The organism is Actinoplanes sp. DH11, from assembly GCF_020873875.1.
Classification (GTDB): Bacteria; Actinomycetota; Actinomycetes; order Mycobacteriales; family Micromonosporaceae; genus Actinoplanes.
The window spans coordinates 187606-214052 of the sequence record NZ_JAHWGU010000007.1 but is presented as its reverse complement, the minus strand read 5'-3'; the positions used below and the strand labels follow the sequence as shown (position 1 = coordinate 214052).

The 26447-nt window shown below is 72.6% G+C and carries 22 protein-coding genes, 1 pseudogene and 1 riboswitch; of the genes and pseudogenes, 17 read left to right on the top strand and 6 right to left on the bottom strand.

Going from position 1 to position 26447, the window contains the following annotated elements; genetic code table 11:
- The first annotated feature begins 1 nt into the window (after position 1).
- From LPA41_RS12885 to LPA41_RS12865, 5 genes are all read left to right on the top strand, one after another.
- On the top strand, positions 2-1285 hold the full coding sequence (locus LPA41_RS12885; protein ID WP_229070362.1) for a glutamate mutase L: 1284 nt from the start codon (positions 2-4) through the stop codon (positions 1283-1285).
- A gap of 222 nt (positions 1286-1507) precedes the next feature.
- Entirely contained in the window at positions 1508-3625 is a 2118-nt protein-coding gene (gene helR, locus LPA41_RS12880; RefSeq protein ID WP_374238157.1) for an RNA polymerase recycling motor ATPase HelR, read from the top strand.
- Positions 3626-4079: 454 nt separating this feature from the next.
- Positions 4080-5702, top strand: coding sequence for an apolipoprotein N-acyltransferase (gene lnt, locus LPA41_RS12875; RefSeq protein WP_229070464.1), 1623 nt, complete (start codon positions 4080-4082; stop codon positions 5700-5702).
- Complete coding sequence (locus tag LPA41_RS12870) at positions 5699-6487, top strand: polyprenol monophosphomannose synthase (protein ID WP_229070360.1); 789 nt, start codon at positions 5699-5701, stop codon at positions 6485-6487. The genes lnt and LPA41_RS12870 overlap by 4 nt, the downstream gene beginning before the upstream one ends.
- A gap of 63 nt (positions 6488-6550) precedes the next feature.
- Complete coding sequence (locus tag LPA41_RS12865) at positions 6551-7069, top strand: FxsA family protein (protein WP_229070359.1); 519 nt, start codon at positions 6551-6553, stop codon at positions 7067-7069.
- 1845 nt (positions 7070-8914) lie between these two features.
- On the opposite strand, the gene LPA41_RS12860 is transcribed toward LPA41_RS12865, so the two are convergent.
- The 4 genes from LPA41_RS12860 to LPA41_RS12845 form a co-directional block, all read right to left on the bottom strand.
- Complete coding sequence (locus LPA41_RS12860) at positions 8915-9253, bottom strand: RNA polymerase-binding protein RbpA (protein WP_127552714.1); 339 nt, start codon at positions 9251-9253, stop codon at positions 8915-8917.
- Between the two features lie 382 nt (positions 9254-9635).
- Positions 9636-10847 carry a serine/threonine protein kinase gene (locus LPA41_RS12855; RefSeq protein ID WP_229070358.1) on the bottom strand — a complete coding sequence of 404 codons (1212 nt, stop codon included), beginning with the start codon at positions 10845-10847 and terminating at the stop codon, positions 9636-9638.
- Between the two features lie 39 nt (positions 10848-10886).
- Positions 10887-11894, bottom strand: coding sequence for an aldo/keto reductase (locus LPA41_RS12850; RefSeq protein ID WP_229070357.1), 1008 nt, complete (start codon positions 11892-11894; stop codon positions 10887-10889).
- A 48-nt stretch (positions 11895-11942) separates the two neighbouring features.
- Positions 11943-12161: a hypothetical protein gene (locus tag LPA41_RS12845; protein ID WP_229070356.1), complete on the bottom strand. Its 219-nt coding sequence runs from the start codon at positions 12159-12161 to the stop codon at positions 11943-11945.
- 162 nt (positions 12162-12323) lie between these two features.
- On the opposite strand from LPA41_RS12845, the gene LPA41_RS12840 reads away from it, so the two are divergent.
- From LPA41_RS12840 to LPA41_RS12805, 8 genes and pseudogenes are all read left to right on the top strand, one after another.
- A complete protein-coding gene (locus LPA41_RS12840; RefSeq protein WP_229070355.1) occupies positions 12324-13604 on the top strand; it encodes a multidrug effflux MFS transporter in 1281 nt (426 codons plus the stop codon).
- Between the two features lie 21 nt (positions 13605-13625).
- Positions 13626-14039, top strand: a complete 414-nt coding sequence (locus LPA41_RS12835) for an MmcQ/YjbR family DNA-binding protein (RefSeq protein WP_229070354.1) — start codon at positions 13626-13628, stop codon at positions 14037-14039.
- Between the two features lie 51 nt (positions 14040-14090).
- Complete coding sequence (locus LPA41_RS12830) at positions 14091-14564, top strand: VOC family protein (RefSeq protein WP_229070353.1); 474 nt, start codon at positions 14091-14093, stop codon at positions 14562-14564.
- Between the two features lie 275 nt (positions 14565-14839).
- Positions 14840-15887, top strand: a pseudogene (locus LPA41_RS12825) (phosphotransferase).
- A gap of 179 nt (positions 15888-16066) precedes the next feature.
- On the top strand, positions 16067-17236 hold the full coding sequence (locus LPA41_RS12820) for an ROK family transcriptional regulator (protein ID WP_229070352.1): 1170 nt from the start codon (positions 16067-16069) through the stop codon (positions 17234-17236).
- Between the two features lie 71 nt (positions 17237-17307).
- Entirely contained in the window at positions 17308-18390 is a 1083-nt protein-coding gene (locus LPA41_RS12815; RefSeq protein WP_229070351.1) for a DUF3500 domain-containing protein, read from the top strand.
- On the top strand, positions 18387-19859 hold the full coding sequence (locus LPA41_RS12810) for a hypothetical protein (protein WP_229070350.1): 1473 nt from the start codon (positions 18387-18389) through the stop codon (positions 19857-19859). Before LPA41_RS12815 ends, LPA41_RS12810 begins: the two co-directional genes overlap by 4 nt.
- Positions 19860-19915: 56 nt before the next feature.
- Positions 19916-20650, top strand: a complete 735-nt coding sequence (locus tag LPA41_RS12805) for a dienelactone hydrolase family protein (protein WP_229070349.1) — start codon at positions 19916-19918, stop codon at positions 20648-20650.
- A gap of 165 nt (positions 20651-20815) precedes the next feature.
- Here the strand turns inward: LPA41_RS12805 and LPA41_RS12800 are convergent, their stop codons facing one another.
- Both LPA41_RS12800 and LPA41_RS12795 read right to left on the bottom strand, forming a co-directional pair.
- Entirely contained in the window at positions 20816-21700 is an 885-nt protein-coding gene (locus tag LPA41_RS12800; protein ID WP_229070348.1) for a hypothetical protein, read from the bottom strand.
- 275 nt (positions 21701-21975) lie between these two features.
- Positions 21976-23232, bottom strand: coding sequence for an MFS transporter (locus tag LPA41_RS12795; RefSeq protein WP_229070347.1), 1257 nt, complete (start codon positions 23230-23232; stop codon positions 21976-21978).
- A 78-nt stretch (positions 23233-23310) separates the two neighbouring features.
- On the opposite strand from LPA41_RS12795, the gene LPA41_RS12790 reads away from it, so the two are divergent.
- The 4 genes from LPA41_RS12790 to LPA41_RS12775 all read left to right on the top strand — a co-directional run bounded on the left by LPA41_RS12790 (position 23311) and on the right by LPA41_RS12775 (position 26386).
- On the top strand, positions 23311-23673 hold the full coding sequence (locus LPA41_RS12790; protein WP_229070346.1) for a DUF1304 domain-containing protein: 363 nt from the start codon (positions 23311-23313) through the stop codon (positions 23671-23673).
- A 174-nt stretch (positions 23674-23847) separates the two neighbouring features.
- Positions 23848-24020, top strand: a riboswitch (cyclic di-AMP (ydaO/yuaA leader).
- 2 nt (positions 24021-24022) lie between these two features.
- Positions 24023-24580: a transglycosylase family protein gene (locus LPA41_RS12785; RefSeq protein WP_229070345.1), complete on the top strand. Its 558-nt coding sequence runs from the start codon at positions 24023-24025 to the stop codon at positions 24578-24580.
- 47 nt (positions 24581-24627) lie between these two features.
- Positions 24628-25389 carry a sulfite exporter TauE/SafE family protein gene (locus LPA41_RS12780; protein WP_229070344.1) on the top strand — a complete coding sequence of 254 codons (762 nt, stop codon included), beginning with the start codon at positions 24628-24630 and terminating at the stop codon, positions 25387-25389.
- A gap of 10 nt (positions 25390-25399) precedes the next feature.
- Positions 25400-26386, top strand: coding sequence for a nitronate monooxygenase (locus LPA41_RS12775; protein WP_229070343.1), 987 nt, complete (start codon positions 25400-25402; stop codon positions 26384-26386).
- Positions 26387-26447: the final 61 nt, after the last annotated feature.

Sequence of the window (26447 nt, the reverse complement as noted above, 5' to 3'; positions counted from 1 at the left end):
CGTGCCGTCCGTGGTCTGTGTGGACGTCGGGTCCACGTACACCAAAGCCGCCAAGATCGACCTGGCCGGCGCGCGCCTGATCCGCCGGGCCGAGGTCCGCACCACCGCGGCCAGTGACGTGCTTGCCGGCCTGGACGCCGCCGTCGACGCCGTGGGCGGCGGCGACGACCTGCTCGTGTGCTCCTCGGCCGGTGGCGGGCTGCGGCTGGCGGTCATCGGGTACGAGCAACTGGTCACCGCCGAGGCCGGCCACCGCGTCGGGTTGTCCGCCGGCGCCCAGGTCGTGCACGTCGCCGCGGGCCGGCTCGACGGCGCCGCGGTGGCAGCGGTCCGCGCCGCCCGCCCCGACGTGCTGCTGCTGGTCGGCGGCACCGACGGCGGCGACGGCGACACCCTGCTGCACAACGCCCAGCGCCTGGCCGCCGCCCGCCTGCGCGTCCCCGTCGTCGTGGCCGGCAACGCCGACGCCCGCCCCGACGCCGTCGCCGCCCTCACCGCCCGCGGCGTCCCGGTCACCGCCACCGGCAACGTGCTGCCCCGCATCGGCGTCCTCGACCCGCTGCCCGCCCGCGCCGCGATCCGCGAAGTGTTCCTGCGTCACGTGATCGGCGGCAAGCGGCTGTCGCGGGGTCCCCGGTTCGGTTGCCTGGTGCGGGCCGCCACCCCGGACGCGGTCCTGGCCGGCGTGGAGGCACTCGCCGACCTGACCGGCTACGGCGTGCTGGTCGTGGACGTGGGCGGGGCCACCACCGACGTGTACTCGGCGCTCGTCCCCGATGCGGAAGCCTCCGCCGGGCCGCGGCGTGACGTGGCGGGGACGTTGTGGCGCTCCCGCACGGTGGAGGGCGATCTGGGGGTGGCGGTGGGCGCGGCCGGAACGCGGGCGGCGGCGGCCGCCGAGAAGCTGGACGCCCTGCTGCCGCCGCCGGCTTCCGGGCCGGCTGCAGGGCCGGCTTCCGTGCCGGATGATCGTGGGCTGGCGGCCGCGGCGGCGGTGATCGCGTTGCGGCGGCACGCGCGGGGTCATGCGGCCGGTCCCGGGCAGCCGCGCACCGGGGGGCGCGACCTGCGCGACGTACGCCTGGTGATCGGTTCCGGCGGTGTGCTGCGGCACGGCGGCGGCCACCACGTGCTGAGCGCAGTGCTCGGCGACCTGGCCGGCGGGTGGAAGCTGCCCGAGCGGGCCCGGACGGTGGTGGACGAGGAGTACGTCCTGGCGGCAGCCGGCCTGCTGGCCGCCGATCATCCGGAGGCGGCGGCGGGGTTGCTCGCGGGTCTGCTGTAGATCCGGGCCGAGCACAGCGACGCCCGGGTGAGGGATCGACCGGGATGCTTGCCGGAGCCTGCGACCCGGCGGAGGGACAACAGCCCGCTCTCCGCCGTAACTAACATATAACACAGTAGGGGCCTTGCCGCAAGACCCCATATCTGGCGCAAAATGGCTGCTCAAGCCATGTTGCCGCAGGTGTGGGGGTCATCGCTGATGCCGTTGTCGACCGACCGAATCATGGGGAACGGCGCCGAAGCCGGCCACCGGGGGAGTGGGAGCCTGTTCGCCCTGCCGGCGAAGCTGGCGGCCAAGGCGGACCCCGCGCTGATCGCCGGGGACGAGAAGCACTTCACCGCGATCGCGGAGAGCCTGGACCGGTCGGCCGCGGACCTCACCGGGCGCCTCGAGGCGGTGCGCCGGGCGCCCGCCGGCAAGGGGCGCCAGGCGGTGGACCGCGACGACGAGGTGCGCCGGCTGACCGGGCGGCTGCGGATGCTGGAGCGGTTCGGGGTGGACCTGTGCCTGGGGCAGGTGGTGCTCGCCGACGAGCCGGAGCCGGTCTTCATCGGCCGGCGTGGGCTCACCGACGGTGACGGGCGCCGGTTGCTGCTGGACTGGCGGTCACCGGCGGCGGAACCGTTCTTCGGCGCCACCCACGCCAACCCGATGGGGGTGGTGTTCCGGCGGCGCTACCGGTGGACGGGTGGCCGGGTCACCGACTACTGGGACGAGGTGTTCGACGCGGACAACTTCGCCGGGCACGCGGCGGCGCTGGACGACCAGTCGGCGTTCGTCGCCAGCCTCGGTGGGGTCCGGTCGGGGCGGATGCGTGACGTGCTCGGCACCATCCAGGCCGACCAGGACGCGATCATCCGGGCCGGGTCCCGGGGCACGCTTGTCGTGGACGGCGGGCCGGGCACCGGTAAGACGGTGGTGGCGCTGCACCGTACGGCGTACCTGCTCTACTCCGATCCGCGGCTGGGCGCACGGCGCGGTGGCGTGCTGTTCGTCGGGCCGCACGAGCCCTACCTGGCGTACGTGCAGGATGTCCTGCCCAGCCTCGGCGAGGACGACGTGCAGACGTGCACGCTGCGGGATCTCGTACCCGAAGGTGCTCGTGCCCTGGAGGAGCCCGACCCGGCCGTGGCCGCGCTGAAGTCGTCGGCGGCGATGGCCGGGGCCGTCGAGGCGGCGGTCCGGTTCCACGAGGAGCCGCCGCAGCCGATGACGGTGGCCGGGGTGCGCGTCGGTGCCGCCGACTGGGCCGAGGCCTTCGACGCGGCGTCCGGCATCCCGCACAACGAGGCCCGGGAGCCGATCTTCGAAGAGCTGGTGGCGATCCTGGCCGAGAAGCACGGCACCGACCTGAGCCGCAGCCGCGAGTTGCGGGCGGCGCTGAACCGGGCGTGGCCGATGCTGTCCGCCGCCGACGTGGTCGGTGACCTGTGGTCGGTGCCGGCCTATCTGCGGCGGTGCGCGCCCTGGCTGTCCGCCGACGAGGTCGGGCTGTTGCGCCGCGCCGATGCCCAGGCGTGGACGGTGGCGGACCTGCCGCTGCTGGACGCCGCCCGGCACCGGCTCGGCGACGCCGGGGCGGAGCAGCGTGACCGGCAGCGCGGTGCCGCCGTGGCGGCGCAGCGGGCGCGGATGGAGACGGTCATCGACGACCTGCTCGAGTCGCGGGTGCACGACGACGGTGAGGGGCTGATGGCGATGCTGGTGCAGAACGACCTGCGTGACGTACTGGTCGACGACGCGGGTCTGCCGGCGGCCGACCCGGACGCGCTGGCCGGTCCGTTCGCGCACGTCGTCGTCGACGAGGCGCAGGAACTCACCGACGCGCAGTGGCAGATGCTGCTGCGGCGCTGCCCGTCGCGCAGTTTCACCGTTGTGGGGGACCGGGCGCAGGCCCGGCACGGGTTCACCGAGTCGTGGGAGCAGCGGCTGGGCCGGGCCGGGCTGGACCGGATCGAGCTGGCGTCGCTGACCGTCAACTACCGCACGCCGCGGGAGGTGATGGCGGAGGCGGAACCGGTGATCCGGGCGGTGCTGCCGGACGCGAACGTGCCCACCTCGATCCGGGCCGGTGGGGTGCCGGTGCGGCACGGCCGGGCCGGCGATCTGGAGGCGGTGCTGGCGAGTTTCGGCGACGGCGTCGCCTGCGTCATCGGGGATCCGGGCTTCGCGGAGCGGCCAGGCGTACGGTCGCTGACGCCTGCCCTCGCCAAGGGGCTGGAGTTCGATCTCGTGATTTTGATCAACCCGCAGCGGTTCGGTGACGGTATCGAAGGGGCGGTCGACCGGTACGTCGCGATGACCCGCGCGACCCGCGAGCTGGTGGTCCTGACCAGCTGATTCAGGCGAACGGAAGATGACACGCCGAGGAACGCGACACGCCGGGACGCGGGCGACCCGGTTGACACGCCACGGGTGTCCGGACGTACCGTCTTCAGGTCTTTGTTCACGGCGAGCGGTCATGATTCGTTTCGTTCTCTCCACCCACTGGCCGCAGTCCTCGCTGGGGTCGCGCGTTCAGCCAGGTCCAGGGGGTGGAGGTGCGCGGGACGGGGCGGGCCCGATCGCGTTCAGGTGGCCACTCCGGCGGCTGAGCGATGGCCAGTAGACAACGGCACGACGCGGGCATCCGGCTCGTGGCGCGTCGGTCCGAAGGTCACCGCACGCCCACCGGAACCACCGGCCGGGAACAGCGACACCAGATGTATCGCGCGAGGGGCGCAGCCGTAGCCGGGCTGCGCCCCTCCGTCGTCGCAGGTGACGGCCGTCTGCGGGTAACCTGCCCAGCGTGGAAATGACTCTGCCGCCGCCCGCCCTCGCCGTGCCGGACCGCTCCGGGCCCGGTGCGCCGCGCCCGCTGCGCCTGCCGGTCGCCGCGGCCCTGGCGGTGGCCGCGGGTGTCGCGCTGCTGCTGGCGCTGCCGCCGTACGACGTGTGGTGGCTCGCGCCGGTCGGAGTGGCGCTGCTGGCCGCCGCGGTGCACCGGCGGCGGCTGCGGGCCGGTTTCGGTCTCGGTGTGCTCGCCGGGGCGGCACTGTTCTATCCGCTGCTGTGGTGGACCAGTTTCCAGGCGGGCTGGCTGCCGTGGGTGTTCCTGTCCACCGCGCAGGCCGTCGTGCTGGGTCTGGTCGCCGGGACCGCCGGTGCCTGGCTGTCGCCGCTGGTGGACCGCTGGCGGTGGACGTGGCCGCTGCTGACCGGCCTGATCTGGACCGGTCAGGAGGCGCTGCGCGACCGGGCGCCGTTCGGCGGCTTCCCCTGGGGACGGCTCGCGTTCAGTCAGGGTGACGCACCCACGTTGCGGCTGGCCGCGTACGGCGGGGCGCCACTTGTCACCCTCGTGGTCGCCGCCGCCGGTGGGGCCCTCGTCGCGCTGGCCTGGCGGCGCCGGCCCCGCGCCGCGTCGTCCTGGGTGGGTGCGGCCGGGTTCGCCGCCACCGCCGCGGTGCTACTGGCCGGACCGGCCGCCCTGCCGCTCACCCAGCCCGGCGGCCCGATGACCACGGTCGCGATCGTGCAGGGCAACGTGCCGCGGCTCGGCCTCGACTTCAACGCCCAGCGCCGCGCCGTGCTCGACAACCACGTCAACGGCACCCGGCAACTCGCCGCCGACGTCGCCGCCGGCCGGCAGAAACAGCCCGCCCTGGTGGTGTGGCCGGAGAACTCCAGCGACATCGACCCACTGCGCAACGACGACGCCGCCGACGCGATCTCCGCGGCCGCCGACCTGATCAAGGCGCCGATCCTGGTCGGCACGCTGCAGCGCACCGACGACCCGGAGGACATCTACAACGTCGGCATCCTGTGGCTGCCCGGCACCGGGCCCGACCTGTCCCAGCAGTACGAGAAACGCCACCCGGTGCCGTTCGCCGAGTACATGCCGCTGCGCCCGATCGCCCGGCTGGTCACCGAGAAGGTCGACCTGGTGCGCAACATGCTGCCCGGCGACGCGCCCGGCGTGATCGACACCGGAGCCGTGGTGGTGGGCGACGTGATCTGCTTCGAGGTGGCGTACGACGACATCGTCCGCGACACCGTCACCGGCGGCGCGCAACTGCTCGCCGTGCAGACCAACAACGCCACCTTCAACGAGGCGGAGGCGTTGCAGCAGATGGCCATGGTGCGGCTCCGGGCCGTCGAGCACGGCCGTGAGGCGTTGATGGTCTCCACGGTCGGGGTGTCCGGATTCGTCGACGGCGCGGGGGGCGTACACGGCGCCACCGGCTTCAACACGGCCGCCGTGGTGGTGCGTGACATAGCCACCGAGGGACCGCGTACGCTGGCGACTCGTTCGGGCAACTGGCCCGAGGTGGTGGCCGTCGCTCTGATGGTCGCCGCCCTCGCCGGCGTGCTGCCCTTGCGCCGACGGCGTGCGAACATCGGCAATGACGGCGACAAGGACTCGGAGGAACGGTGAGCGAGGCGGAAGGCTACCCCGGCATCGGGCGTACCCTCGTGATCATCCCAACGTACAACGAGGCGGACAACGTACGGGTGATTACCGAAAGGGTACGGAAAGCTGTACCCGAGGTGGACATCCTGGTCGCCGACGACAACTCACCGGACGGCACCGGGGCCATCGCCGACGAGCTCGCTCTCGCCGACGACCACATCTTCGTCCTGCACCGCGCCGGCAAGGAAGGCCTCGGCGCGGCGTACAAGGCCGGTTTCGCCTGGGCCAAGAACAAGGGGTACGACGCCGTCGTCGAGATGGACGCGGACGGCTCGCACGCCCCCGAGGAGCTGCACAAGCTGCTCGACGCGCTCGGAGATCACGATGTCGTGCTGGGCACCCGCTACATCCCCGGTGGCAGCGTGCACAACTGGCCGATGCACCGGCTGCTGCTGTCGCGCGGCGGCAACATCTACATCCGGATGGCCCTCGGCATGCCGTTCAAGGACGCGACCGGCGGCTACCGCGCCTACCGGATCGGCGTCCTCGACAAGATCGACGTCGAGACCATCGCCTCCACCGGGTACTCGTTCCAGGTGGAGATGGCGTGGCGCTCGTACCGCCAGGGCTACCGCATGATCGAAGTGCCGATCACGTTCACCGAGCGCGAGCACGGCGTCAGCAAGATGAGCGGCAACATCTTCAAGGAGCAGCTGCTCCGCGTCACCATCTGGGGCGCGCAGGCGCGAACTGAGAGTTTGCGTAAAGTCCTCAATCGCAAGCCGCGACAGGGCTCTACCTGGCCGTGAGGTGTCATGCTTGACCCGGGCCCGCACACCCCACACGGGCCCGGTGACACCGGAGGTCTGAAAATGCGCCGCAACAGGCTGGCTTACGTTCCACTGGCGATGCCGCTCTGGGCGCTGGCCGAGTTCTTCGTGTTCCTGGCGGTCTCCCAAGCCATCGGAGCCGGCTGGGCCATCCTGCTGCTGGCCGCCTCCACCCTCGCCGGCATCGCCCTGCTGCGCCGCGAAGGCATCAAGGGCTGGCGCGCCTTCCAGCACGCCGCCCAGGAGAACCGCCCACCCGGCGCCGAGGTCACCAGCTCCCTGGTCGGCCTGGGCGGCGCCCTGCTGCTCACCCTGCCCGGCTTCATCACCGGCGTGCTCGGCCTGCTCCTGCTGCTGCCGCCGGGCCGAGGCCTCGCCCGCCGCGGCATCGAACGCTTCGCCGAACGCAGCCTGGGCGGCGCCGCCACCGGCAACCTGTTCGGCCCCCGCAAGGTCCGCGTCCACTCCGGCGCCCCGGTCACCGTCGTCGTCGACGACACCCCGCCGGCGGGCGCCCACACCCAGCCCTCACCCGCCATCGAGGGCGAAATCGTCCGCTGACCCTCCCCACCCGGCAGACCTCACCCGCTTCTGCGCCGCGCGGTCAGTCCGCCGCCTGAGCTGTCATCGGGGGCGCGGTCAGTCCGCCGCCTGAGCTGTCACCGGGGGCGCGGCCAGCCCGCCGCCTGAGCTGTCATCAGGGGCGCGGCCAGCTCGCGGCCTGACTGTCATCGGGGCGGGGCCATCGTGCTTCCGGCCGGTCTGAGTCGTCGCACCTGGTGTGGCCCCGCTTCTGGTCGGCCTGGGGGCGGCTACCGGGCTCCTTGTCAGCCTGAGCCGTCACTGTTGGTGTGGCGGCCGCGCTTGCCGTCGACCTGAGCCGTCGTCGGCGACGCGGTGGTCACCCCGTTTCCGCCGGTTCCTGACCTGTTCCCGGGGCGCCGCCATTCCGCTCCCGTCGACTCGCGGTGGCCCCGTGCGTGCGGCGTCTCCCCAACGCGCGGTCGTCGACTGTCGCTGGCTCCCCTAGCTCCGCTGCCTCCCAAGGTCCGCGCGACCATCAATGTGCGTCGGCCTGTACGGCGCGGCCATCTGGTGCGCAGCCGGTTGCGCCCTCTGGGTTTGCGATTCCGCCATGGTCGCGGTCGGGTGGCGAATATCGCCCGTCCCTGTCCCGTCGCTGTCCCGTTGTCGCCGCTGTCCCGTCGCGTGTGAGGCGGCGGGATTGCCCTATTTATTGCGTTATGGGGATAGTGACCGCGTGACGTGAAGGGTTGGAAGCCATGCGACCGGGCCTCCACGAGTCTTCCGATCAACGCCTCGGGCATCGGGTCGGCAGGTAGTCGGGTGCAACCTCGTCCATGTCGTGGGCCAACGTGCGGAGCGCCCAGCTTGCGCTCGCGGTCACGGTCGTGGTCGTGGTCGCGGTCGCGGTCGCTGGACAGCATCTCGCGTGATCATGGCCAGGAGCCGACGTCGCGGTCGGCGCTCACGCTGGTTGGGGCTGCGCGCGCGACCATGAGCACGGGCCGATCGGGTCCGGCTGACGCCCAGGGTCGTTGTGCAGCGCTTCAGGCGACCGTGACTGACAGCTGGCGGGTCGGCTGTCACTCGGGGTCGTTGGGGAGCGCTTCGGGCAGCCCTCACTGACAGCCGGCTAGGTCGGCTGTCACTCAGGGTCGTTGGGGAGCGCTTCGGGCAACCCTCACTGACAGCTGGCGGGTCGGCTGTCAGCCAGGGCTGTCTTGGAGTGCTGTGGGCGGCCGTGTCTGTCAGTCCGCGGTCGGCTGTCACCCAGGGTTGTTGGGGAGCGCTTCGGGCAGCCGTGACTGACAGCTGGCTGGGTCGGCTGTCAGCCAGGGTTGTTGGGGAGCGCGTTGGGCAGCCGTGGCTGACAGCTGGCTGGGTCGGCTGTCAGCCAGGGTTGTTGGGGAGCGCGTTGGGCAGCCGTGGCTGACAGCTGGCGGGTCGGCTGTCACCCAGGGTTGTTGGGGAGCCTCTTGGGCGACCGTGGCTGACAGCCGGATGGCGTGGCTGTCGCTCAGGGCTGTTGGCGAGCGTTGTGGACGACCGTGACTGACAGCGGGCTGGGGTGGCTGTCGCTCCGGGTTGTTGGGGAGCTACTTGGGCTATCGTCACTGACGGCCGGCTGGGGCGCTGGTGCCTACTGTTGCCGAGGGCTTCGGCCGCGACCACGAGCTGACCGGACTGGCTCACTTCGCTGGTCGGTGATGACGTTCCCGGACCGCAGGGGGCGCGAGCCGGCGCTGACCGCCCGCTCCGGTGGCGAAGGTCGAGCCGGCGGAAGCGAGCGAAACTGCTGGGTCCGCTCATTCGGATCGGGCAGCGAAAAGGCCACCCCGGTGGTGGCCGGGGTGGCCTTTTCGGCGTTCGTTCGGCTGCGGGTCAGCGGCCGCGGCGGGTGCGGACTTCCTGGAGCCGCTCGTTGAGGATGTCCTCGAGCTCGGCGATGGAGCGCCGCTCGAGCAGCATGTCCCAGTGGGTGCGCGGCGGCTTCGCCTTCTTCTGCTCCGGCTCGTTGCCGTCGACCAGGCGGGCCACGCTGCCGTCGAACTTGCACTCCCAGGTGGTGGGCACCTCGGCGTCGACGGCGAACGGGACCTCGAACTGGTGACCCTTGACGCACAGGTACTCACGGGTCTGTCGGGGCGCCAGCTCGGTGTTACGGTCGGACTCGTAGCTGACTGCGCCAAGACGGCTGCCGCGCAGCATGCGTTCGCCCATGATCGGCTATCCCCTCGCTCGTGGTGCTGCTCTCGTTCGTGTAACGAAAGCGACGGCCCCGGGATTCCTCCATGCGGGCATGAAGGAACATCGGCTGCCGCCGACCACCGCCTGTATCGGCGGTGTTAACGCTATGAGCGTAACCGCCCACAGGCCTTACCCGGCAAATCGAACCTGCGTTCCAGTGGACCTTGGTCCACTTTGTGGGACTTTGCTACTTGTGCGGGTGGTGCGATGTCGGTCACTTCATGCGGTTCACCAGCAATTTACTCACGCGTCGGTCACTGCTGGGTGCCACCACGGTAGCGGCGTGGTAGCAGTTTCCGTCCGATTTCCACCGCTGCCTACCGGTTGGTAGCCGCTTGATCGTGAGAAATATCGCTCAGCTCTTCTGCGGCGGAACGACAGGCGGAGCGGCTGGCGCAACGGCCGGCGCAGCGACTGGCGAAACGCCTGGCGGAAGGGCCGGCGCGGCGACCGTCGGAACGGCTGCGGGCACCGCCGCCGGACGTGCCGCCCCGAGCGCCGCCAGCGCCGACGCCAAGTCACTGACCTGCGACGTCAGCTGCGCCACCCGCTCCTGTGCGGCGTCCGCGTCGGCCCGGGCGGACGCCAGGCGGCGCTCCAGCTCGGCGCGTTCCCGCGACGCGCGCTCCGCGGTGCGTTCCAGGTCTTCGGTGGTACGCGCGAGACGGTCCCGTTCGGCCACCACTCCCGCAAGCTCGGCCTGCACGGCCGTCGCGCGTGCAACGGCATCGCGGGAAGCCGCCTGCGCGTCGTCCCGGGACCGTTCCGCGGCCACCGCCCGCGCGACCGCCTGCTCGGCGTCGGCGCGGGCCGCGACGGCCTGTTCCTGGGCCTGCGCCGCCGAGGACCGGGCCGCGGTCAGTTCCTCCTCCGTGCGGTGTTGCGCCGCTTCGGCCGTACGACGGAAATCCGACGCGTCCTTGAGCGCCGCGGCCAGATCCCGCTCCGCCGTGTCGCGGTGGCTCTTGACCTCCGCGAGTTCCCGCACAGCGGTGTCGCGCTCGGCCTCGGCCCGCTCGCGCAGCGCGGCGGCCCCGGTCGCCGCGCGCACCGCCTCGTCCCGCGCCGTGGCCGCTTCCTCGGCGCGCCGCCCCGCCTCCTCGGCGGAGCGTTGCGCCTCGGCGGCCCGGTGCCGCGCCTCGTCGCGTTCGGCGGTCGCCGCCGCCGCGATCTGCTGGGCCGCCGCCGTCGCGTCGGCGGCCTGTTCCGCGTCGCGCCGCGCGTCGTCGCGTTCCGCGTGGGCCGCCGCCACCTGCCGGGACGTCTCCGCGCGGACTTCGGCGACCTGCCGTTCCACGCCGGCCGGCGACATCTCCGAGTGCAACGCCTCGGTCAGGGTGCCGACCAGCGTGTCCAGGCGGTCCACCACCTCCCAGGTGCGCGCCACCGACCCGGCCAGGCCGGGGGAGGAGCGGTGCCGCATCCGCACGTTGCGCGAGGCCCGCTGGCACTCGCCGTCGTTGTCGCGGCAGTAGCGGAACGGGCGCCCGGCGGAGGCGCGTTGCGGCACGGGTCGTCCGCAGTGGGCGCAGGGGCGGGTCTCGGATTCGGTGTCAGGCGCAGTCATAGCGCCCATAACCCTAGAAGGGCCCGGGCGTACGCCCCGCTAGCCGCGCCGACGCGGTGATCTCGCCAGGTAGCCGTGCGGGTACGGCGGCGGCGTGTCACCGGCCGCGGTGAGCCGTGCGGCGCTCTTGTCGTCCAGGGTCCAGCCGGCCGCACCCAGGTTGTCGTCGAGCTGCGCGAGCGAGCGCGCCCCGATGATCGGCGCGGTCACGCCGGGCCGCTGCGACAGCCACCGCAGCGCCACCTGGGCGGGGGAGTGCCCGACCTCGTCGGCGACCGAGAGCAGCGTGTCCGTGACCGACCAGGTGCGTTCGTCGACACTGTTCTCCCAGTCACCGAGCCACGGCTGCTGGTCGCCGTCCCAGCGCGTGTCGGCCGGGGCCTGCGTCATGCCACGGCGGTACTTGCCGGTCAGCCAGCCACCCCGCAGCGGCGACCACGGGATGATGCCGACGCCCTCGTTGCGGCAGACCGGCACCAGTTCGAGCTCGACCTCCCGGTCGATCAGGTTGTAGAGCGGCTGCGCCGCCACGAACGGCTCCCAGCCCCGGAACCGCGCCACGTCGATCGACTTCTGCAGCTGCCAGGCCGCGTAGTTGCTGACGCCCAGGTGCCGGATCGTGCCGGCCCGGACCAGGCCGTCGAGCGTCGACAGCGTCTCCTCGATCGGGGTGGACTCGTCGAAGCAGTGCAGCTGGTAGAGGTCGAGGTAGTCGGTACCGAGCCGGCGCAGACTGGCCCGGACCGCCGCGAGCAGGTGCTTACGGCCCGCACCGTGATCGTTCGACGCGTCGCCGGTCGCCCAGAAACCCTTCGTGGCGATCACCAGGTCGTCGCGGTCACGCCCGGCCAGCCACCGTCCGATGATCTCCTCGGAGGCGCCGCCGCCGTACACGTCCGCGGTGTCGACGAAGTTGCCGCCCGCCTCGACGTAGCGGTCGAGCAGCCGGTGCGAGGTCTGCTCGTCGGCCTCCTTGCCGAACGTCATCGTGCCGAGGCAGAGTTCGCTCACCAGCAGGCCGCTGTTGCCGAGATACCTGAGATCCATGACGGTGATTCTGGCAACTCCGGCCTGCTCGTGCCGCCCCGTGCCGGGTCAGACGTTCTGCGTCTCGGTCGTCGCCGGGTGCAGCTCCGCGGTCGTGTCCGTCACGAACCGGCCGGTCTTCGCGCTGCGGTTCACCTCGCGGTCACCGTGCTCCTTGCCGCCCACGTGCTCGGTCGTGGTGGTCGCCGGGGACCGCTCGGCGGTGCTCTCCTTGACGAACCGGCCGGTCTTGGTGCTGCGGTTGACGTCGTGCTCGTTGCCTGCCATGGGGGATCTCCTTGTTCGTGGTGCGTGGAGGGATGTGGTGTTTCTGCCCGGCGACCCGATCCGCAAAACCCGTGCCATCCCGTCGTGGCCGGCCGCCTGTGACCGCCGACACCAAACGGCCCTGGCCGGAAGAACCTGGGCGGGGCGCAACTTGTCGCAGTCGTGAGTGAGACACGTACCCTGACCCCACCCGACGACGACCTCTCTCCCGGTGAGAGGCTCCCGCTCGGGCGCCGCTTCCGGATCGTGCTCGTGCTCGGCCTGCTCACCGCACTCGGGCCGCTCACCATCGACATGTACCTGCCGGCCCTGCCGACGATCACCGACAACCTGCAGACCACCGCCGCCGCCGTGCAGCTCACGCTGACCGGCACGCTCGTCGGCCTGGCGTTCGGGCAGTTGCTGGTCGGGCCGCTGTCGGACGCGTACGGCCGGCGCATCCCGCTCCTCGCCGGCATCGCCGTGCACGTGCTCGCCTCGGTGCTGTGCGTGGTCGCGCCCAACGTGGCCGTACTCGGTGGTCTCCGGGTTCTGCAGGGCCTGGGCGCCGCGGCAGCCGCCGTGGTGGCGATGGCGATGGTGCGTGACCTCTTCTCCGACCTGGCCGCGGCCCGGCTCTTCTCCCGGCTGATGCTGGTCGTCGGGGTGGCCCCGATCCTGGCGCCGACCATCGGCGGCGTGGTGCTGAACTGGACGTCGTGGCGCGGCGTGTTCGTGGCGCTCACCGTCATCGGCGTGACCATCATGGGCGTGTCCGCGCTGGTGCTGCCGGAGACGTTGCCGGTCACCCGGCGCCGCAACGGTGGCGTGCTGGGCTCGGTGCGCGACTACGGCAGGCTGCTCACCGACCGGGTGTACGTGGGCCTGATCCTGGTCGCCGGTCTGGCCATGGCGGCGTTGTTCGCCTACGTGAGCGGATCCTCCTACGTCTTCCAGGACGGGTACGGGATGAGCGAGCAGCAGTTCGCCCTCGTCTTCGCCGGTGGTGCGGTCGGTCTGATCGGCGCCACCCAGTTCAACGTGCGCCTGCTCCGCCGCTGGTCGCCGCAGCAGATCCTCGGCGGTTCCCTGCTCGCCGGCCTCGGCTTCGGCCTGATCTTCCTGGTCCTGGCGATCACCGAGGTCGGCGGCCTGGCCGGCATCCTGATCCCGCTCTGGCTGGTCCTCGCCATGGTCGGCCTGGCCATGCCGAACGCGCCCGCGCTGGCTCTCTCCCGCCACGGCGAGGCGGCCGGCACCGCGGCGGCCCTGCTCGGTGCCGTCCAGTTCGGCGTCGGCGCGCTTGCCGCACCCCTGGTCGGCGTCCTCGGCGTCGGCGCGGTAGCGATGGCGATCGTCGTCTTCGGCGGGATGCTGGCCGCCACACTGGTCTGCTTCCTGGTGGTTCGCCCGCACCGCCTGCCGGCCCACCAGCCGGGTCCGGCCGTGGTCGCTGTCCACTAGGCGGCCGATAGTGTCGGGCCCATGTCCGCACCCGGAGATGTGCCCGCGGAAATTCTCGACCGGCTGCGGTCGATCTGTGGCCGGCTCCCCGAGACGTACGAGGAGCCGGCCTGGATCGGCGTCCGCTGGCGGATCCGTACGCGGACCGTCGCGCACGTCTACACCCCGGACCCGGTCCGCAACCCGATGTATGCCCGGTACGTGACCGCGGGCGTCGCGCCGGTCGTGCTGACGTTCCGCGTCCCCGCCGACGACCTGCTCGGTCTCACCGCCGCCGGCTACCCGTTCTTCCGCGCCGGATGGGGCGGGAACGTCGCCGCGGCCGTGTTCGGCGACGACACCGACTGGGTGGAGATCGCGGAGTTGCTGACGGACAGCTACTGCCTGATGGCTCCGAAGTTTCTCGCCGCCCGGGTGGGGCTGCCCGCGGGGTAGGCCCAGACGTGGGTGGGCGGCATACGTGACGCGGTACGCGATGATCGTGTCATGCGCCTTCGGATGGAGCTGTTCGTCGATGACCTGGACGTCAGCATCGCGTTCTACACCGGTCTGCTGGGCTTCCGGGTCGTTCGGCGTTCGGCGGACTATGCCGTGCTCGTACGGGGGCATGTCGTGCTCGGTCTGGGGCTGATGGCGAACCTGTCGGCGGGACCAGGGGCCGCCTGGCAGCCGGCCGGCGGTGCCCGGGGTGCCGGCGGTGCTCGGGGTGACGGCGGGTCCTGGGGTGCCGGGGCGAGCGGTGCCGGGGCTCGGGGTGCCGGCGTGGAGATCGTGCTGGAGCTCGACGACGTGGACGAGGTGTCCGCCCTGTACGAGCACTGCGCCGCCCGTGTCGCCGCGGTCGAACCGCTCCGGCTGCGGCCGTGGGGCCTGCACGATTTCCGGCTCACCGACCCCGACGGGTACTACCTGCGCGTGACGCACGGCAACGCCGAGGCGTCGGAGGCCGCCGCGGTGTGACCGTTTGCGGCCGGACGCTCGCCGGCAGCCGCCGGGGCGCCCGCTTCCGGGAAGTTGATCTGCTAGCGATGCGAAATCGCGGTGATGACCCCATGATCACAGCGATTTCGTAGCGCCAGCAGATCAACACCGCTGTGTGGGTCGACGCCGCGCGCGGGATCGCCGTGCGGGCACTGCCGCGCGGGCAGGAGACGATGGCGCGGGCGGAGGGCACTGCCGCACGGGCGGAAGCGATGGAGGGCGGGGAGGTCATGGTGGCGGTGGGGGAGCGGCCGATGGAGATCACTGCCGAGCTGGTGCGTGGGCTGCTGCGGGACCAGCACCCCGATCTCGCTGAACTGCCGGTGCGGCTGGGGGCGCGAGGCTGGGACAACCAGTTGTGGCGGCTCGGGGAGGACCTGGCGGTACGGCTTCCGTGGGCCACCGGTGATGCGGACGAGTTGTTGCGCAAGGAGTACGCGTGGATGCCTGCGCTCGGGCCTCGTCTGCCGCTGCCGGTGCCGGTCCCGCAGCGGTGGGGGTACGCCGTCGGAGCGGTTCCCGCGGCCGTGGGTGGTGACGACGTGGGTGCCGGGTACGCCCGCCGATCAGGCGCCCGTCACCTGTGGGGCGGCCGCCTTGGCCCGGTTCCTGACCGCGCTTCACCGGCCCGCGCCGAGTGGTGCGCCGGCGGGCCGGGGACGGGGTGGGCCGCTGGCCGAGCGGGCCGGCCAGTTCGCTGAGGGGCTTGCCGCGGTCGCCGGGCGAGGGCTGATCCGGGACCCGGACGCGGTGCGTGCCGTCTGGGACGACGCGGTCGCTGCGCCGGTGTGGACGGGTCCGGCCGTGTGGCTGCACGCCGACCTGCACCCGGCCAACGTTCTCACCGCGGACGGCAGGCTCTGCGGGGTGATCGACTTCGGTGACCTGTGCGCGGGCGACCCGGCCTACGACCTGTCCGCGGCCTGGCTGCTGCTGGACGGGAGCGGGGCGCGCGGCGAGGGGACGTGGGGGAGCGGGGCGGGCAGCGAAAGGCCGGGCGGGAGCGGAGCGCCGGGCGGGAGCGGGGCGCCGGGCGGGAGTGGGGCGCCGTGTGGGAGCGGGGCGCGCGGTGAGGGGCCGGGTGCTGGTGGCCGGGACGGGACTGTTGAGGAGGTCTGGGCCGGCTATGGGCCTGGCGTGGACGCGGCCATGATGCGGCGGGCTCGGGGCTGGGCGATGGCTCGTGCGCTCAGCGGCATCCTCATCGGGGACGCCGGGGTGCACGGGCGTCCGGGTGGCAAGCCGACGTGGGGGCCGCCGGCGCTGGCGGCGCTGGAACGGCTGACGGCGACGGCCACCTGACACGGTCGTCGGTGTTGGTTGCGGTGCCGATGGGGGCGGGACTGCCGGGGAAACCGGTGGGTGTGGGGGTGGTGGCCGGTGGGTGCGCGTGGCCGTACTCCTGTGGGGGTGTGATCGGGATCAGGGAAATCGCGGCTGCCGGGGATGTTGACAGGAGGTGTCGTAGGTTTGACGACGGTATGCGTAGACACCGATCGAATCTGGGCACCCTGCTGCAGCATGTGCACGTGAGCGGGCCGCTGTCGCGCGCCGCGCTGGCGGAGCGGATGGGTGTCAACCGCAGCACGATTCTTGCGCTCACCGCGGAGCTTGCGGGTGCGGGGCTGGTGCGCGAGGAGGCCCCGACGGGTACGACCGGAGCGGGCCGCCCGTCCTTCGTGGTGCGACCGGAGTCGGAGCGGTTCTTCGTGCTCGCGTTCGACGTGGCGGTGGATCGGCTGGTCGCGGCCCGGGTGGGGCTGGGCGGGCCGATCCTGGACCGGCGTTCGGTGGCGCGGTCGCGGGTCGGCGCCGACCTGGACACCGTGGTGCGGGAGCTGGCGGCGATGGGTCGTGAGCTGCTCGACGCGGCGCCGCCGGGGGCGGTCGTGGCGGGGGTGGGCGCGTCCTACTGCGGGATGATCCGGCCGGGTGACGGGATGGTGCGCTACGGGCCGGAGATGGGCTGGGTGGATCAGGCGTTCGGCACCGAGCTGGAGCGGGCGCTGGGGATCGGCCTGCCGGTCGCGGTCGGTAACGAGGCGCATCTGGGTGCGCTCGCCGAGTTCGCCCGGGGTGCCGGGGTCGGGCATCCGGATCTGATCTACCTGCACGGTGACGTCGGGGTGGGCGGCGGCATCCTGGTGGGCGGGAAGCTGCTCGGCGGCGAGGGCGGGTACGGCTGCGAGGTCGGCCACATGCTGGTGAACCCGGTCGGCGGGCGGCCGTGCCTGTGCGGTTCGGCGGGGTGCCTGGAGGCGGAGACCGGGGAGCACGCGATCCTGGCGGCGGCCGGCCGGCCGGAGTTGTTCGGCCGGGACGCGGTCCGTCAGGTGGTGTGTGACGCGGAGGCCGGGCAGTTGCGGGCGGCCGGGGCGATGGCCGAGATCGGTGACTGGCTGGGCATCGGCGTCGCCAACCTGATCAACCTGTTCAACCCCGGTGTGGTGATCTTCGGCGGGATGCTCCGCGAGGTGTACGCGGTGGCCGCGCCGGAGGTGGCCGCGCGGATCGCCCAGCACGCCATGCCGGTGTCCCGGGAGCGTACGGAGTTGCGGCTTTCCGGGCTGCGTGACGACGCCACGTTGCTGGGCGCGGCGGATCGGGGCTTCGGCGCCCTGCTGGCCGATCCACTGGTCAGCCTGAAATAGTTCGAAAAGGTGTAAAAGCGGTCGAGTGAGCCGTTACCGTCCCGGCATATCCCACGGGACAGGAGACATCGATGAGACGCCTCGCCGGATCAGCCGTCCTGATACTGGCCCTGACCACCGGCTGCGGCGACGCCGACGACGAGGACACCACGACCGGGGCGACACCGAACGCCGCCGTCGTCTCCGCCGCCGCTTCCGCCGCCGCGGGCAATGTCACCGGCGGGACCCGGGACGTCATGAACGCGGCGAACGCCTTCCTCGCGTCGCTCGGCGACACCGAGCGGGCCGGCGTCCTGGGTGAGCGGACCACCGCCAACCTGTCCCAGTGGTCCAACCTGCCCGACCAGCTCTTCAAACGTGCCGGCCTGCGGATGGACGCGCTCTCCGCCGAGCAGCAGGGCGCGGTGCGCAAGATCCTCCAGGCGGCGCTGAGCTCCGACGGGTACGCGCAGCTCACCGGCATCACCACCGGCGACGGGGTGCTCAAGGACTCCGGCGGGATGGACCTCGGGTTCGGTGCCGACCACTACTGGATCCGGATCCTCGGCACACCGTCCGAATCGGAGATCTGGACCATCCAGTACGGCGGGCACCACCTCGCCGTCAACCTCACGATCAAGGGTGACGTGATGACGATGGCGCCGACGCTGTGGGGGGCGCAGCCGGCCTCGTACACCACCGGCGGCACCACCGTCGCACCCCTGCGGGGGGAGACGGACGCCGCGTTCGCCGTGATGGACGCGCTCGACGACAAGCAGCGGGACGCCGCCGTGCTGGACACCGCGATCACCGAGATCGTGCTCGGCGCGCAGCAGGACGGCAAGACGCTCGCCGACGAGGGCGTGCCGGTCTCGACGTTCACCGAGAAGCAGAAAGAGCTGCTGATGGCGCTGATCACCGAATGGATCAGCCCGCTCACCCCGACCCAGGCACAGTCCCGGATCGAACTCGCCGAGGACAACCTGGACAAGACCTGGTTCGCCTGGTCCGGCGATACGACCGAGGGGCGGCCCGTCTACTACCGGGTGCAGGGCCCGTCGCTGATCATCGAGTTCGCCCACCAGCAGGGGCAGGGCGCGAATGCCGGCGGCGTCACCCACATCCATTCCATCTACCGCGAGCCGGGCAACGACTACGGGGCCGAACTCAGTTGATCAAGCAACTTGGCGTTGTCGCCCTCTCGGCGGCACTCTGCGTGCTGTCCGCTCCGGCCCAGTCACCGGCGTCGGCGCACCCGCTCGACGAGGTCCTGCAGCAGGTCTACCTCACCCCGGCCGCGACGACCCTGGACGTGCAGGTCGACGTGGTGGCGGGCGCGATGGTCGCGCCCGGCTTCGCCCGGTCGCTGGACACCGACGGTGACCGCCGGCTGAGTGCTGCCGAGACCACGGCCCACGACGCACGCGTACGGGCTGCGCTCGCCGTCGCCACCGACGGTGCACCCGCGGAACTGGTCGTGACCGGGTCGGTGTACCCGCCCTACGACCTGCTCGCGGCCGGCGGCGGCGTGATCACCGTCCGGGCCGGCGCGCCGCTGTCCGCCTCCGCAGGAGCGTTCGCGGTCACCGACGGTTACGTCGCCGACCAGAAGACCCGGATCCAGATGAGCGTGCTCGTCGCCGCGGACGCCGGCCGGTCCGCGAGCTCCGTCCGGCGCGGACACGAAGGCCGCGCGATTGCCGTCGGGCTCGCCCGCGACGCGGCACCCGCCGCAGCCGGCACCGAGGCCACACCCGGCGAGGGTACGGGCACCGCGATGCTCGAAGCCCTGCGCGAACCCCTCGGCTCGCCCTGGGCCCTGGTCGCGCTGATCGGCGTGTGTGCGCTGCTCGGCGCCCTGCACGCGCTGACGCCGGGGCACGGCAAGGCGATGCTGGCCGCCTACCTGGTGGGTTCGCGGGGCACGCCGCGGCAGGCCGTCGCGCTGGGCGCGGTGGTGACCGTGACCCACACCGGGTCGGTGCTGCTGCTCGGGGCGGCGGTGCTGGCGGCCGGGCACTACGTAATGCCGAGCGTGCTGGTGCCGGGACTGAAAGTGGTCACCGGGGTGGTGGTGCTCGTCCTCGGGGTGCGGATCCTGCGGCGGCGGCTGGCGGGGGCGGGGCGGCGGTCCTACGGAGACGGCCGGGGGCACGCGCACGAGCGGTTCGACGCCGACGAGCGCTTCGGCGTCGACGAGGCCGGTGTGGACGATCGGCGGTCGCGCGGGGAGATCCCGTCGCGGCCGGACGAACTCGTCGTGGCGCACCGGGCGGGTGGCCCGTACCTGCTCCAGGAGCGCACCCGGCCCGCCCCCGTCCCCGCCGGCGGCGGGCGGCGGGAGCTCGCGGCGATGGGCGCCGCCGGCGGGCTGATCCCGTGCCCGGAGGCGCTGGGCGTGCTGATCCTCGCGGCCGGGCTGAACCGGACCGCCCTCGGGCTGGCGATGATTGTCGCGTTCAGTGCCGGGCTCGGTGCGGTGCTCATCGGTCTGGGGCTGATTCTGGTCACCGCCCGCGACAGGTTCACCGACGTCCGGCCGGGCCCGCTGCTGTGGCGTCTGCCGATCTTCTCGGCCGCGCTCGTCGTCGTGCTCGGCGTCGTCATGACGGTGAGCGGCGCCCTCGGCATGACCGGCGCCTGACCATCACCCCGCGGTCCGGCCGTAGTGGACCGCCCGACACTCAGTAGGGTCCTGGCATGAAGCTGCATGAGGAAGAGTTCCGTGTCCCGGCGCCCGGCGGCCAGATCCGCACGGCGGTGATCACGCCGGTCGGTGACGGGCCGTGGCCTGGGCTGTTGCTGTACACCGACATCTTCCAGCTGACCGAGTCGACGCTGCGGACCGCGCGGCGGCTGGCGGCGGCCGGGTTCGTGGTGTGCGTTCCGGAGATCTACCCGCACGGTCCGCTCGCCGGGGTGGCCCTGGAGTTCGACGACGCCGGCAAGAAGGCCGGGCTGGACGCGGCGGCCGCGACGACCACGGCGAGCTTCGATGCCGACCGGGTGGCGCTGCTCGACTGGATGGCCGGGCGGACGGACATCTCGGACCTGTTCGCGACCGGCTTCTGTCTCGGCGGACACCTCGCGTTCCGGGCCGCTTTCGATCAGCGGGTGGCGGCTACCGTCTGCTTCTACCCGACGGGGCTGCAGAACGGCTCCCTCGGCGCCGACGTGGCCGACTCGCTCGGCCGGGCCGCGGACATCCGGGGCCGGTTGCTGATCGTCTTCGGGTCACAGGACCCGCATGTGCCGGCGGACGCACGGCTGCGGATCGTGTCCGAGCTGTACGGTGCCGGGCTCGACGACGTGGAACTGCACGTGTACCGGGGCGGGGAGCACGCGTTCATGCGCGACGTGGGTGCCCGGCACGACCCCGAGCTGACCGATCTGGCCCTCGCCTCGGCGGTGTCCTTCTTCCGCGGCCGGTCCTGAACCGCACCCCACCCGGCGCCGGACCGAGCCGCGCCGACCGCGCCCGCGTCGACCGAGCCGCGCCGCGCCGACCGAGCCGCGCCCGGCAGCGCGGGACCGAGCCGCGCCGGACCGAGCCGCGCCGGACCGAGCCGCGCCCGGCCGCGCCGCCGCGCGGTGCCCGGCTCAGCTTCCGGCTTTGCTCTCGCCGGGACCGGGGATCTCGCAGATGCGGCGCAGCATCGTGTCCAGGGCCGCCCGGTCGTCCTCGTCCACCGGTAGCGGCGTCGCCAGGGCCTCGCCGTCGCCGAGCGCCACGTGCACCGGGAACTCGAACGGCTTCTTCACCTCGGCGAACGCGTGCGCGTCGCAGCGCAGCGGGGTGACCACGAGCGGGGCCTGCGCGCGCGGGTTCGCCGCCGTCACCTCGCGCCGGATGCCGTCCGGGAAGGCCAGCCGGTAGAGCACGTTGCCGTCCAACTCGGTCACCGTGACCGGGCCGGTGGCCGCCGCGGTGCGTTCGACGACAAGGCTGCCGCGGACGCCGCCGGCCCCGAGGTCCTGCCACGGGCCGAAGCTGAGCGTGACGCTCTGTTCGATCCGTTCGGTGGCGCAGTCGAGGGCGAGCAGCTTGTCGAGCAGCGGGGCGGGGTGCGGCAGGTCGAGGGCGACGCGTTGCCAATCCGCCGCGCCCTCCGGCCGGGCGGTGACGATCACCTGCGAGGGTGCGGCCCGGGTGGGGGTGCAGCCGCCGGTGCCGAAGAGTACGGGCACGTCCACCCGCAGCCCGCCCACCGGCAGCACGGCGTCGGTGTCGGCCGGGGTCTCGCCGTCGAAGGAGGGCAGGACCGGTTCGACGCGGGACACCCGCACCGGGGTGTCGCCGTCGTTGTGCAGCGCGATCGCGAGCTGGCGGTTGACCTCGTGGACGCGCCACTGCTCGGCGGTGGCCCGGATCGCGATCGGCTGCCCGGCGTCGTCGTCCGGGGTGTCGCTGCACGCGGCGAGCAGGACCAGGGCGACCGCCGCGACGAGTGCCCGGCGCATCACCGGCATCTCGTGCGGTGCCACCCGCAGGAGTCAGACCGGAATCTCATGCGGGACCGGTAGTCGCCGGGCCGGGATCTCATGCGGGACCGGCGGGCGGCGTGCCCGCGTCGAGGCGCAGTTCGAACAGGGCACCCAGGTCGGCGTCCTCGACCGGCCGCAGCGTCACCTCGGTCACCAGCACCCCCACGTGGTCGGGACGATCGCCCGAACATACCAGCGGCGTCCGGCCACGACTGTCCCGCGGAAATGCGGCCCGGCCGGTGATAACCCGGCGTCAACGGCGAGCACCGGCCGGATCAGCGGGGGTCCGCGCCAGGACGCCCGGTCGGCCCGCCCGCACCTCCGGCCGACCCGCCGCCGACCGGGTCGGGTGGTGGTGGCTCGGGCGCCCGGCGCAGGCCCCGGACGGCCGGGATGGCCAGCAGGGTCACGCAGCCGAGCACGCCCACCACGACCGAGGTCCCCAGGACCCGTTCGGCGCCGACCACGCCGGCGACCGGACCGGCCAGGGCCTGACCGATCGGCAGGCTGCCGTTGGAGCCGAGGACCTCGTACGACGTCATCCGGTTGAGCATGTCCGGCGGCACCAGGGTCTGCACGCTTGTCTGCCACTGGATGGACCAGAACGCCCAGGCCGCGCCGTTCACCGCGGCCGCGCCCATCAGCGGGCCGAGGTCGGCGTGCAGCGCGATCGCCAGGGGCAGCAGCATGAAGCCGAACAGCGCCACCGCGCCGGCGGCGAGCGGGCGCGCCGGCCGGTAGCGCAGGCAGAGCAGACCGCCGGCGATGGTTCCCACGCCGATCGCCGACTGCATCCAGCCGTACGCCGGTGCGCCGAGGTCGCCGCCGACCAGAACCGCGCCGAGCGGGATGAGCGGACCGAACAGGAAGATGCCGTAGACGATCCAGACCAGGATGACGCTCCAGATCCAGGTACGAGCGCGGAACTCCTGCCAGCCGTCGCGCAGGTCACGTAGGGTGTTGCCGGACCGGCTGACCTTGGCGACGCGCAGCCGGGCCAGGCACAGGGCGCTGATGGCGAACGTGGCGGCGTCGACGGCGTACACCGGGCCGGCGCCGAAGAAGCTGAAGATCACGCCGGCGGCGGCCGGGCCGAGCAGTTCGGCCAGGGCGCTCGCCATCCGGATGGTGGCGTTCGCGCGGTGCGGGTCGCTGGCGACCTGCGGCACGATGCCGTTGACGCCGGGCTGGAACATCGCCGCCGCGACGCCGCTCACCGCGGAACAGCTGATCAGCAGCCAGAGCGACGGTGTGCCGGTGAAGAACGCGACGGCGACGACGCCCTGCGCGATGACGCGGACGAGGTCGGCGCCGAGCATCAGCGGGCGGGCGCCCATCCGGTCGGCGAAGACTCCGCCGAACAGGATGAACCCGAGGAACGGGACCATCCACGCGGCGAGCACCACGCCGACCCCGGTTGCGCCGTAGAGCTGTCCGACGGCGAGGGCGGCCGCCACGGTCAGCATCGCGTCGCCGAACACCGAGACCGCGCGGGAGACGAAGTACCGGGTGAAGTCGGCCGTCCACAACATGACTCGATCTTTGCTTATCGGAAGGTCTCTTTACCATTCGTTTGGGGCGCGCGTCCGGCGTACCGCTAGGGTCTCGCAGTGATCATTTTGGCGAACGTGCTGGTGGCGCTGGTTGCGCTGATCCATGTCTACATCCTGGTGCTGGAGATGTTCCTCTGGACCAAGCCGCGAGGGCGCAAGGCGTTCGGGCTCAGTCCGGAGTTCGCGCAGCAGACCAAGACGCTCGGGGCGAACCAGGGCCTCTACAACGGGTTCCTCGCGGCGGGCCTGGTGTGTGGGCTGGTCGCGGGCGGCGAGACCGGGTACGCGGCGAAACTGTTCTTCCTGATCTGCGTCGCGGTGGCCGGACTGTACGGTGCCGCGACCGCCAGCCGCCGCATCCTTTTCGTCCAGACCGTCCCGGCCGCGCTGGCCTTGATCGCGGTGGTCGTCGCGGGCTGAAATGTCCCGCCCCGAACGGGCCTACGACGCGAGTCGGGAATGCCCGTCTTTTCCGTTCGCTAGCAAGATCAAATCGGGCAAATACTGAGAAGAACGTCACTATAGAGGGGTCTGAGCTTGGCCCTTGCCGCTGGGCCGTGGTTACCGTCGGCCGGTCCCGCGACAGCGGGCACCGCGGGCGGTCCGCCGAATCCTGCCGCCGGCCGCGGACACGAACCCACGGCAGGAGCGGGGGACCCAGGTAACACGGCGCGCGGTGACAGAGCGCGCCTCGGGGTGAAGCCGTACGACACGGCCGGGCACCTCAGCCCGAACCCGACAGCTCACCTCGTAGGCGTGGAGGATCTCCATGTCTCAGATCGGACGACGAACGCGCCTTGCCCTGGTCCTGGTGACCGCGGGTGTCACCGGAGCCGGCGTGCTGCTCGCCCCGGCGAGCCCGGCGGAGGCGGCACGACAGGTGAACTGGGATGTGCTCGCGAAGTGCGAGTCCGGCGGCCGGTGGCACATCAACACCGGCAACGGCTACTACGGCGGCCTGCAGTTCAGCCGCAGCACGTGGAAGGCGAACGGCGGGGCGAAGTACGCCCGTACCGCCGACAAGGCCACCAAGGGTGAGCAGATCCGCATCGCGGAGAAGCTCTACAAGAAGCGCGGGCTGAAGCCCTGGCCGGTGTGCGGCAAGAAGGCCGGCATCTACAAGGCGACCAAGAAGGCGGCGAAGAAGAAGTCGTCGAAGACGGTCACGGTCAAGGGTTCCTACGTCGTGCGCTCCGGCGACACGCTCGCCGCGATCGCGAAGAAGTACAAGGTCAAGGGCGGGTGGCGTACGCTCTACCGCCTGAACGACGACCGTCTGTCCAGCCCCGGCAAGATCTTCGTGGGGCAGCGCCTGCGCCTGCGCTGAGTGGCTCGGCGTCGATGTCGATGCCGATCGGCGTACGCTGACGTGCCGTGAACGCCGACCACGCCGCGCTGCTCCTGGCCGGCGGGGTCGGCGCCGGCCTGACCGGTTCGATGGGCGGGCTGGCGTCGCTTGTCAGCTATCCCGCGCTGCTGGCCGTCGGCCTGCCGCCGGTGGCCGCCAACGTCACCAACACGGTGGCGTTGCTGTCCACCGCGGCCGGTGCGGCGGCCGGGTCGCGGACCGAACTGCGCGGGCAGGGCCGCCGGATCGCCCGGCACGGTGTGGCCGGCGTGCTCGGTGGCACCGCGGGCGCGGTGCTGCTGCTGAACACCCCGGCGTCGGCGTTCGAGCGGGTCGTGCCCGCCCTGATCGCTCTCGGCGGGTTCGCGCTGCTGTTCCGGGACCCGGTGCGGGCCTGGTACGCCCGTCCCGGACGCCGTCCGCCGCCGTCGGTCGCGGTGTTGCTGATCGCGGTCTACAGCGGTTACTTCGGCGCCGGTGCCGGTGTGCTGCTGCTGGCCGCGTTGTCGTTGACCACCGTCGAACCGCTGGCGATCACCAACGCGGTCAAGACGGTCGTGCTCGGCTTCTCCACCGTGGCCGCCGCCCTGATCTACGCGGTCCTCGCCCCGGTGCACTGGACCGCCGCCGTGGTGCTGGCGGCCGGGTGCCTGGTCGGCAGCTGGATCGGCCCGGCACTGGTGCGGCGCACGCCGGAACGGCCGCTACGGGTGGTGATCGCGATCGCCGCGCTGGCGCTGGCCGTCTTTCTGTGGCACGGCGGGAGCAGCACCGCCACGGCGACGTAAGGTCTGGCGCATGCGTGAACTGATCGTCGCCCCGATGGCCGGTGGACCGTCCACCCCGGCCCTGGTCGATGCCGCTGCCCGGGCCGGTGCGCTCGGTTTCCTCGCGGCCGGGTACAAGGCGCCCGGCGAGGTCGAGGCGGAACTGCGCGAGGTCGGCTCGATCGCGCACGGACTCAACATCTTCGTCCCGGTGCCGCCGCCGGCCGACCCCGGGCCGCTGGAGGAGTACCGGCGGGCACTCGCGCCGGAGGCCGCACGCTACGAGGTCGAGCTGCCGGCGCTGCGGCTCGGCGACGACGACCATTTCGCGGCGAAGGTGGAGCTGGCGGTGGCGTACCGGGTGCCGGTGGTGAGCTTCACCTTCGGCGTGCCGGACCCGGCGGTGATCCGGGCGCTGCACGACGCCGGGTCCACCGTCCTGATCACGGTGACCTCCGCGTCGGAGGCGCAGGCGGCCGTCGCCGCGGGCCCGGACGCGCTGATCGCCCAGGCCGGTGCGGCCGGGGGGCACGCCGCCACCACGTCACCCGCGGGGTACACGGGACAGACCGACGCCGTGCAGATCCTCGGGCAGGTCCGGGCGGTGACCGATCTGCCGGTCGTCGCGGCGGGCGGGGCCACCACCGCCGAGCAGGTGCGCGCGGTGCTGGCGGCCGGTGCGGCCGCGGTGCAGTGCGGCACCGCGTTCCTGCTCGCCGACGAGGCCGGCACCCGGCCGGCGCAGCGGGCCGCGATACTCTCCGGCGAGTTCACCGAGACCGTGGTGACCCGGGCGTTCACCGGGCAACCGGCGCGCGGCCTGCGCAACCGGTTCATCGACGCGTACTCGGCGATCGCCCCGATCGGCTACCCGGCGGTGCACCACCTGACCGCGCCGATCCGGGCCGCCGCGGCGCGGCGGGGTGACGCCGGTGCGCTGAACCTGTGGGCCGGCACCGGGTTCCGCGACGTGACGGCCGGGCCGGCCGCGGAACTGATCGGCCGCCTGACCGGCTGAACGGGCCGGGCCGATTGGCGTGGCGGGCGCGGTTCGGCGGGGGAGGGGTTAACTTCGGTAC